The 8135-nt window shown below is 72.2% G+C and carries 10 protein-coding genes; 7 read left to right on the top strand and 3 right to left on the bottom strand.

Annotation, left to right across the window (positions count from 1 at the left end):
* Positions 1-60 precede the first annotated feature (60 nt).
* The 7 genes from E1281_RS13175 (at position 61) to E1281_RS13145 (ending at position 5536) form a co-directional block, all read left to right on the top strand.
* A complete protein-coding gene (locus E1281_RS13175) occupies positions 61-1239 on the top strand; it encodes a PTS mannitol transporter subunit IICB (protein WP_131877822.1) in 1179 nt (392 codons plus the stop codon).
* Between the two features lie 31 nt (positions 1240-1270).
* Positions 1271-1570 (top strand): PTS lactose transporter subunit IIB, encoded by a 300-nt coding sequence (locus E1281_RS13170; protein WP_131877820.1) that lies wholly within the window; start codon positions 1271-1273, stop codon positions 1568-1570.
* Positions 1554-2054 carry a PTS sugar transporter subunit IIA gene (locus tag E1281_RS13165; RefSeq protein ID WP_243716921.1) on the top strand — a complete coding sequence of 167 codons (501 nt, stop codon included), beginning with the start codon at positions 1554-1556 and terminating at the stop codon, positions 2052-2054. The genes E1281_RS13170 and E1281_RS13165 overlap by 17 nt, the downstream gene beginning before the upstream one ends.
* Positions 2051-3091: a zinc-dependent dehydrogenase gene (locus E1281_RS13160; RefSeq protein WP_131877818.1), complete on the top strand. Its 1041-nt coding sequence runs from the start codon at positions 2051-2053 to the stop codon at positions 3089-3091. Before E1281_RS13165 ends, E1281_RS13160 begins: the two co-directional genes overlap by 4 nt.
* Before the next feature lie 28 nt (positions 3092-3119).
* Positions 3120-3404, top strand: a complete 285-nt coding sequence (locus E1281_RS13155) for an HPr family phosphocarrier protein (RefSeq protein ID WP_131877817.1) — start codon at positions 3120-3122, stop codon at positions 3402-3404.
* A 35-nt stretch (positions 3405-3439) separates the two neighbouring features.
* Positions 3440-4201 (top strand): DeoR/GlpR family DNA-binding transcription regulator, encoded by a 762-nt coding sequence (locus E1281_RS13150; protein WP_131877815.1) that lies wholly within the window; start codon positions 3440-3442, stop codon positions 4199-4201.
* Between the two features lie 453 nt (positions 4202-4654).
* The gene (locus E1281_RS13145; RefSeq protein ID WP_165958901.1) at positions 4655-5536 is read left to right on the top strand and encodes a PHB depolymerase family esterase; all 882 of its coding nucleotides are present in this window, start codon (positions 4655-4657) and stop codon (positions 5534-5536) included.
* A 2-nt stretch (positions 5537-5538) separates the two neighbouring features.
* Here E1281_RS13145 and E1281_RS13140 read toward each other — a convergent pair whose 3' ends face one another.
* The 3 genes from E1281_RS13140 to E1281_RS13130 form a co-directional block, all read right to left on the bottom strand.
* Entirely contained in the window at positions 5539-5736 is a 198-nt protein-coding gene (locus tag E1281_RS13140) for an MbtH family protein (protein ID WP_131877828.1), read from the bottom strand.
* Positions 5736-7025, bottom strand: a complete 1290-nt coding sequence (locus E1281_RS13135) for a lysine N(6)-hydroxylase/L-ornithine N(5)-oxygenase family protein (protein ID WP_131877811.1) — start codon at positions 7023-7025, stop codon at positions 5736-5738. The genes E1281_RS13140 and E1281_RS13135 overlap by 1 nt, the downstream gene beginning before the upstream one ends.
* 100 nt (positions 7026-7125) lie before the next feature.
* On the bottom strand, positions 7126-8133 hold the full coding sequence (locus E1281_RS13130) for an iron-siderophore ABC transporter substrate-binding protein (protein ID WP_207943257.1): 1008 nt from the start codon (positions 8131-8133) through the stop codon (positions 7126-7128).
* Positions 8134-8135 lie beyond the last annotated feature (2 nt).

Genomic DNA, 8135 nt, shown 5'->3' with positions numbered 1-8135 from the left:
CCCGAACGCCGGTCACCGGCACCCCCGTAGCACCCACCCCCGATCGACAGGAGGCCCGGGATGGCCACCGACTACACCCCAGAGCCCACAGGCAGCGGGCTCCGAGCGCAGGTCCAGCGGTTCGGCGGCAAGCTGGCCGGGATGGTCATGCCGAACATCGGCGCGTTCATCGCCTGGGGCCTGATCACCGCGCTGTTCATCCCCACCGGCTGGCTGCCCAACGAAGAGCTGGGCGAGATGGTCGACCCGATGATCAAGTTCCTGCTGCCGCTGCTGATCGGCTACACCGGCGGCCGGATGGTGCACGGCCAGCGCGGCGCGGTCGTCGGCGCGGTCGCCACCGTCGGCATCATCGTCGGCTCCGACGTGCCGATGTTCCTCGGCGCGATGATCATCGGGCCGCTCACCGCGTACCTGCTGAAGCTGTTCGACGACCTCGTCCAGGACCGGATCCGGCCCGGCTTCGAGATGCTCGTCGACAACTTCTCCGCCGGGATCATCGGCGGCGCCATGGCGGTCGCGGGCAACCAGGGGATCGGCCCGGTCATGAACACCTTCTCCGAATGGGCCGGGGACGGGGTCGGCTGGCTGGTCGACCACGACGTGCTGCCCCTCACCTCCGTGCTCATCGAGCCGGCGAAGGTGCTCTTCCTCAACAACGCCGTCAACCACGGCGTCCTCGGCCCGCTCGGCGTCCAGCAGGCCGCCGAGACCGGCAAGTCCGTGCTGTTCATGCTGGAGTCCAACCCCGGACCCGGCCTCGGCGTCCTGCTCGCGTACTGGTTCTTCGGTCCGCGGCGGCTGCGCCCGACCGTCCCGGCCGCCGCGATCATCCACTTCTTCGGCGGCATCCACGAGATCTACTTCCCCTACATCCTGATGAAGCCGCGGATGATCCTCGCCGCGATCGCCGGCGGCATGACCGGCGTCGCGATCTTCATGGCGTCGGGCACCGGCCTGGTCGCGACCCCGTCGCCCGGCAGCATCTTCGCCTACCTCGCGCAGACCCCGCGCGGCGCGGGCAACTGGATCGGCGTCTACGCCGGCATGCTCGCCTCCACCGCCGTGTCCTTCGGCGTCGGCGCCGCGCTGCTCGGCTTCGGCAAGCTCGCCGAGCCCCGCACCGGCGGCGACGACGACTCCGAGGAGAAGACGGCCGAAGAGGAGACGGCGGAGGGGGCGGCCGAAGAGAAGCCCGCCGGCGAGAAGGCGGTCGCCGAGGAGACCACCGCCGGCTGACACCAGACGACCCCGTCCGAAAGGCACCACGATGAACGGCAAGGACATCCGCAAGCTCGTCATCGCCTGCGACGCCGGCATGGGCAGCAGCGTCATGCTCGCCGGGCAGCTCCGCAAGGCGCTGAAGAAGAACGACGTGACGGTCGTGCACACGCCCGTCGACTCCATCCCCGGCGACGCCGACGTGGTCGTCACCCACACCGGCCTGGCCGACCGGGCGCGGCGCGGCGCGGGCGGCGCCCCGGTCATCGCGTTCGAGGTCTACATCGGCGACCCCGCCGTCGACCGCCTGGTCAAGGCGATCAAGGACGGCGGTGAGATCGGTGCCTGACCGGGCCGCCGGCCTGCTCGCCCCCGAGGCGATCCGGCTGGACGCCCGCGCGGACGGCCGCGACGACGCCGTCCGGGTCTGCGGGCGGGTGCTGGTGGACATCGGCGCCGTCGAGCCCGGTTACATCGACGCGATGCTGGAGCGGGAGCGGTCGATCTCCACCTACCTCGGCGAGGGGGTCGCCATCCCGCACGGCACGAACGAGGGCCGCGACCTCATCCACCGGGACGCGCTCGCCTTCGTCAGGTTCCCCGAGGGGACGGACTGGAACGGCAGCCCCGTCACCGTCTGCATCGCGATCGCGGCGCGCGGCGACGGGCACATGGAGATCCTCGCCGAGCTGGCCCAGGTGCTCATGGACCCGGACAAGGCGCGCGACCTGCGCGAGGCCGCCGAGACGGACCGGATACTCGCGCTCCTCGACCCGCGGGACGAGGAAGAACCCACAGATCCGCTACAGACAGGACAGGGACACGCCGTATGAAGGTCGCCCGTTTCTACGCACCCGGCGACATCCGCCTGGAGGACGTGCCGGAGCCGGCGCCCGGCCCCGGCGAGCTGAAGATCCGCGTCCGCAACTGCTCGACGTGCGGGACCGACGTCAAGATCTCCCGGTTCGGGCACCACCACATCGCGCCGCCGCGGGTGATGGGGCACGAGATCGCGGGCGAGGTCACCGAGGCGGGCGCGGGCGTCGAGGACTGGGCGGCGGGCGACCGCGTCCAGGTCATCGCCGCGATCCCGGACGGCGAGTGCGCCGAGTGCCGCCGCGGCCGGATGACGGTCTGCACCGCCCAGGAGTCGATGGGGTACCACTACGACGGCGCGTTCGCCGAGTACATGATCGTCCCGGCGAAGGTCCTGGCGGTGGACGGGGTGAACCGGATCCCGGACGGCGTCTCGTTCGCCGAGGCGTCGGTGGCCGAGCCGCTGGCCTGTGTCCTCAACGGCCAGGAGCTGGCGGGAGTCGGCGAGGGCGACGACGTCGTGGTGTTCGGCTCCGGGCCGGTCGGCTGCCTGCACGTGCGGGTCGCCCGCGCGCGCGGCGCCGCCCGCGTGTTCCTCGTCGAGGTCAACGCCGAGCGGCTGGGCCGGGCCGCGGCGGTCGTCAAGCCCGACGCCGCGATCGACGCGAGCGCCGCCGACGCCGCCGAGGAGGTCCTCGAACGCACCGGGGGCCGGGGCGCCGACGTCGCGATCACCGCCGCCGCGTCGGGCGCCGCGCAGGAGCAGGCGCAGCGGCTCGTCGCGCCCGGCGGCAGGGTCAGCCTGTTCGGCGGGCTGCCCAAGGACGCCCCGGTCATCTCCGTGGACGCCAACCGCGTCCACTACAAGGAGCTGTCCCTGGTCGGCGCCAACGGGTCGAGCCCGTCCCACAACGCCCGCGCGCTGGAGCTGATCGGCTCCGGCCAGGTGCCGGTGGAGGACCTCATCACCCACCGCCTGCCCCTGGACGGCCTGCACGAGGCCCTCGACCTCGTCACCCGGGGCGCCGCGATCAAAGTGACGATCGAGCCCTGAACGCGACCCCGACCCGAAAGGAGCAGCCGTGCCCGAACGAACCGCCGTCATCGGCTCGGCGCAGGGCCTGCACGCCCGCCCCGCGAAGATCTTCGTGCACCTCGCCGCGCAGCAGCCGGTCCCGGTGTTCATCCGCGTCGGGGACGGGGCACCGGTCCCCGCGAGCAGCATCCTCGGCGTGCTGTCGCTCGGCGCCGCCCAGGGGACGGAGGTGGTCCTGTCCGCCGAGGGCGACGGGGCGGCCGGCGCCCTGGAGACGCTGGCCGGCCTGCTCGCCGGCGACCTGGACGCCGAGGAGCCCGACCATGTCTGAGCAGCCCGCGCCCGCGCCGTGGTAGGACGGCGTCCATGTACGCCGAAGAACGACAGCACGCGATCCTCGCGCTGGCGCGCTCCAAGGGCCGGGTGGACGTGGTCGCGCTCGCCGAGGAGTTCTCGGTGACCACCGAGACGATCCGCCGCGACCTGACCGTCCTGGAGCGGGCCGGGACGGTCCGCCGCGTCCACGGCGGGGCGATGCCGGTCGAGCGGCTCGGCTTCGAGCCCGAACTGGCGGCGCGGGACGCGGTGATGACCGAGGAGAAGCAGCGCATCGCCAAGGCGGCGCTGGAGGAGCTGCCGGCCGACGGCTCGATCATCGTGGACGCCGGGACGACCACCGCGCGGTTCGTCCAGCTGCTGCCCACCGACCGCGAGCTGACCGTGATCGTCAACTCGCCGCCGCACGCCTCGGTGCTGGCCGCCCGTCCCAACCTCACCGTGATCATCCTGGGCGGGCGGGTGCGCGGCCGGACGCTGGCCACCGTGGACGACTGGGTGCTGCGCCCGCTGGCGGACCTGTGGGTGGACGTCGCGTTCATGGCGACCAACGGCTGCTCCGTCGAGCGCGGGCTGACCACCTCCGACCAGGCCGAGGCGGCGGTGAAGCGCGCGATGATCGCCTCGTCGCGGCGGCGGGTGCTGCTGGCCGACCGCACCAAGATCGGGCACGACCATCTGGTGCGGTTCGCCGGCCTGCCCGACATCGACGTACTGATCACCGACACCGGGCTGGACACCGACCTGGCCGCCGATCTCGCCGCCGAGGGCCCCGAGATCGTCCGCGCCTGAGCCCGCCGGGCGGCCGCGGCTCCGGAAGGGACCCGGGCCGGCGGGCTGGAGGGCCCCGCGGCGTCCGCCCCGGCACCGCGGAACCGTCCAACCCGCCGGCAGGTCACCGGGACGCGCGGCTGACGCGCGGGCCCCCCTCCTGCACACCGGCCCGCCGGCACCGCCGTGATCCGGCTCTCACCATGCACAGCGCCTACACGCGGTGATATGTCACACACCCGGCCGTGACCCGAGCGGCCCCCGTGGTCCACCAAGGCATATGGGCGAATACCGCTCCCCCGGGACCAGTGCCCGGCCATTTCTCGAAAGGACCCGGAGACCGGGCGGCGGCGAAAGGTCGCGGCTCCGGTTCGCAGCGACGCCCGTCCGGCTATGCGCCGCTGCCAAAACCTGCCGGCCGTTTGTGCGCACGGCGGTGTAGCCGGGACGGCGCCGCGGGCGTTTGATCGCGCTATGAAGATCGCCGCGCGGGCGGCGACGGTCGTCGTGACCCTCCTCGCGACGCTGATCGCCCACCCCCTGCCCGCCGGGGCGTCCGCGGACCCCCCAGGAACAACCGAGCGCACGATCGCCATGGGCGACTGGGATCGCCGCTACCTGCTGCACCTCCCGCCGGAACGCGCCGGCGCGGCCGAGACCGGAGGACCTCGGCCGCTCATCGTGGCGCTGCACGGCGGCCTCAACGACCCCGAGTACGTCCGGCGGCAGAGCGGGCTCGACGAGGTCGCCGACGAGGCGGGCTACGCCGTCGCCTACCCCGAGGGCCTCCTCGGCACGTGGAACGCGGGGGCGTGCTGCTGGTTCGCCCGCTGGTCGGGCGTCGACGACGTCGCGTTCCTCGACGCGCTGATCGACACGCTGGTGCGGGAGGGCGTCGCGGACCCGCGCCGGGTCTTCCTGACCGGCTTCTCCAACGGCGGCGGCATGGCCTACCGGTACGCGTGCGAGCGCTCGGCGCGGGTCGCGGGGATCGCCGTGGTGTCCGGCGCCCTCGCCATCGGCTGCACTCCCGGCCATCCCACGTCCGTCCTGGCGTTCCACGGGACGTCGGACATCTCGGTCCCCTACCACGGCGGCGGGAACATGGACGCGGGCGTCGAGTTCCCGTTCTTCCCCGTCCAGATGACCATGGAGTACTGGCGGTGGCTGAACGGGCTGCCCGCGCTGTCGTGGCCGGTGCCGGGCGGACCGGACGGCTGCGTCGGCACCGGCCCGGGGCCGCTCCTGGTCGCGCTCTGCACGGAACAGGAGGGCGGCCACGAGTGGCCCGGGTACGCCAGCGAGATGATGGTGGAGTTCTTCGGCGCCCGCCCGCCGCTCCCGAAGGCCGCCTGACCTCAGGCGGTCAGGCTCCGGGGGCGCAGGTCGATCCAGGCGCGGTCGATGTGGCCGAGGCAGTCGGCCCGGGACGCGGGCCCGAACGCCGCCGTCCAGCCCGCCGGGACCTCGGCGAACTCCGGCCACAGGGAGTGCTGTCCCTCGTCGTTGACCAGGACGAGGAACGTCCCGTCGGGGTCGTCGAACGGGTTGGTCATCATGCCCCTTTCTGGAGGACGCCCGGTGCGACGCGGGCGGTGCGGCGGACGATGGAGCCGACGATCTCCCCGGTGCGCACGGCGGTCATGGACAGCAGCGACGACGCGATGCCGTGGCTGTGCTCGGTGGCGCCCTGCAGGTAGACGCCCCACTCCGGGCCCGGCTCGGTGGCGATGCGGTAGTCGCGCTCCATGACGGGCCGCCCGTCCGGGCCGGTCCGGCAGTGCGGGCCCGCCTCGCCGAGCAGGTCGAACGGGTCGCGCTCGCGGTACCCGGTGGCGTAGACGAGGGCGTCGGCGTCCAGGTCCGTCACCTCGCCGCTGGGCAGGAACCCGATCCGCGCCCGCAGCCCGCCCGCGTCGTCCTGGACGTCCAGGACGCGCGAGACGTTGAGGATGCGGAGCCGTTCGGCGCCCGCGACCTTCTCGGCGTAGGCGCGCCGGTACAGCTCGTCGATGAGGTCGAGGTCCACGACGGAGTAGTTGGTGTTGCGGGAGTACTCGAACAGCATCCGCTTCACGTCGTCGGACGCCGCGTAGTAGTGGTCGACGGCCTCGGGGTCGAAGATGCGGTTGGCGAACGCGCTGTCGTCGGCCGGCGAGTACCCGTACCGGGCGAACACCGCGCAGATCTCGGTCTCGGTGAACGTGCGGTGCAGGTACTCGACGGCCTCGGCGGCGCTCTGCCCCGCCCCGACCACGACGAGCCTCTTCGGGGTCCAGCCGGGGCGCTCGTCCAGCCGGGTGAGCAGGTCCTCGGTGTGCCAGATCCGCTCGCCCGGCCGGATGCCCTCGGGCAGGACGGGCTCCAGCCCGGCGCCGATGACGACGTTGCGGGTCAGGTGCGTCTCCAGTTCGTCGTCGCGGCGCACGACGACTTCGAGGGTCTCGTCGTCGTGCGGCCGGAGCGCGACCACCTCGGACCGGTAGCGGACGCGGTCGGCGAACGCGGCGGCGGTCCATTCGAGGTAGTCGTGGAACTCGACCCGGGTGGGGAACATCGTCTTGTGGTTGACGAAGTCCACCAGCCGTCCCCTGGCGTGCAGGTAGGAGAGGAACGAGTACGGGCTGGCGGGATTGCGGAGCGTCACCAGGTCCTTGAGGAAGTGGACCTGCATGGTGGCCCCGTCGATCAGCATTCCCCGGTGCCAGCCGAACTCCGGCTGCTTCTCGAAGAACACCGCGTCCACGCCCCCGCCGCGCTCCTCGTCGAGAGCGACGGCGAGGGCCAGGTTGGACGGGCCGAACCCGATGCCCACCACGTCATGGACGGCGGTCTGCACACGCACCTCCGGCGTCTTTCATCAAGCGGACTCGTTCATCGGTCGGACTCGTTCATCGGTCGGACTCGTTCATCAGGCGGACTCGTTCATCAGGCGGACTCGTTCATCAGGCGGCCCCGGCCTTGGCGGCGGCCGCGGCGATCTTCGGCAGAACCCGGTCGATGACGTAGGGGACCGCGAGCGGGCTGGGGTTGCGCAGCGGCCAGAACGCCTTCAGGTCGAGCGGCACGTAGGAGCCGCGCTTGACGACGGCCAGGTCGGCGAACAGCTTGTTGTCCTCGATCTTCTTCTGCGTGGCCGGGTCGTCGTTGTAGTGGCTCATCAGGACGTCCACGTCCACCGCCGGGATCTTCTCCATGCTCAGTTCGGCGGCGAAGCCTTCACCCGGGAGCTTCTTCAGCGACTCGGGCAGCACCATGCCGAACTGGCTGAGCAGCTTGACGCTGGTGTCCTCCTCGGACTTCATCACGGCGATGTTGCCGTTCGGGAAGATGCTCGTGAACGCGAACTCCTTGCCCTTCAACTCGGGGCGCTCGTCCTTCACCCGGGCGATCTGGCCGTCCACCCTGCCGACCAGGGCCCTGCCGTCTTCGGGACGGCCGATGGCCTTGGCGACCTGCAGGGTGATCTGCTGCCACGCGTCCTCGGCGGGGCCGGTCTGGTACGCGACGGTCGGCGCGAGCTCGGAGAGCTTCTCGTACGCCTTGTCGATGTAGAAGTCGCCGGCGGCGAGGATGAGGTCAGGGCGCAGCTTGGCGATCTCCTCCAGGTTGAAACCGGCCTCCCCCGCCTTCAGGAGAGTGGGCTTCGAGCCGGTGAGCTTGGGCGCGGTCCAGGGGGCGAGGCCGTCGTCCTGGACTCCGGTCACCTCCGCCATGCCGACGGGCATGACGCCGAGGGCGAGCAGCGCGTCCTGGTCGACCACGCCGAGGGCGACGATCCGCTTGGGCTGGGACTCGATCTCGGCCGTGCCGAGCTTGTGGGTGATCGTGACGGGGAAGGCCCCCGCGGCCGCGCCGCCGGACGTCTCGTCCGCGGGTTCGTCGTCGCCGCACGCGGCGACCATGCCCAGGCTCAGGACGAGTGCCGCGGTGACGGCCGCACGCCGCATCATGG

This window comes from Actinomadura sp. KC345 (assembly GCF_004348515.1).
Taxonomy (GTDB): domain Bacteria; phylum Actinomycetota; class Actinomycetes; order Streptosporangiales; family Streptosporangiaceae; genus Spirillospora.
This window is presented reverse-complemented; position numbering and strand designations above follow the sequence as displayed.

Coding starts and splice junctions, on each gene's coding strand:
- E1281_RS13175 (WP_131877822.1), top strand. CDS start 61: ATGGCCACCGACTACACCCCAGAGCCCACAGGCAGCGGGCTCCGAGCG.
- E1281_RS13170 (WP_131877820.1), top strand. CDS start 1,271: ATGAACGGCAAGGACATCCGCAAGCTCGTCATCGCCTGCGACGCCGGC.
- E1281_RS13160 (WP_131877818.1), top strand. CDS start 2,051: ATGAAGGTCGCCCGTTTCTACGCACCCGGCGACATCCGCCTGGAGGAC.
- E1281_RS13150 (WP_131877815.1), top strand. CDS start 3,440: ATGTACGCCGAAGAACGACAGCACGCGATCCTCGCGCTGGCGCGCTCC.
- E1281_RS13145 (WP_165958901.1), top strand. CDS start 4,655: ATGAAGATCGCCGCGCGGGCGGCGACGGTCGTCGTGACCCTCCTCGCG.
- E1281_RS13140 (WP_131877828.1), bottom strand. CDS start 5,736: ATGACCAACCCGTTCGACGACCCCGACGGGACGTTCCTCGTCCTGGTC.
- E1281_RS13130 (WP_207943257.1), bottom strand. CDS start 8,133: ATGATGCGGCGTGCGGCCGTCACCGCGGCACTCGTCCTGAGCCTGGGC.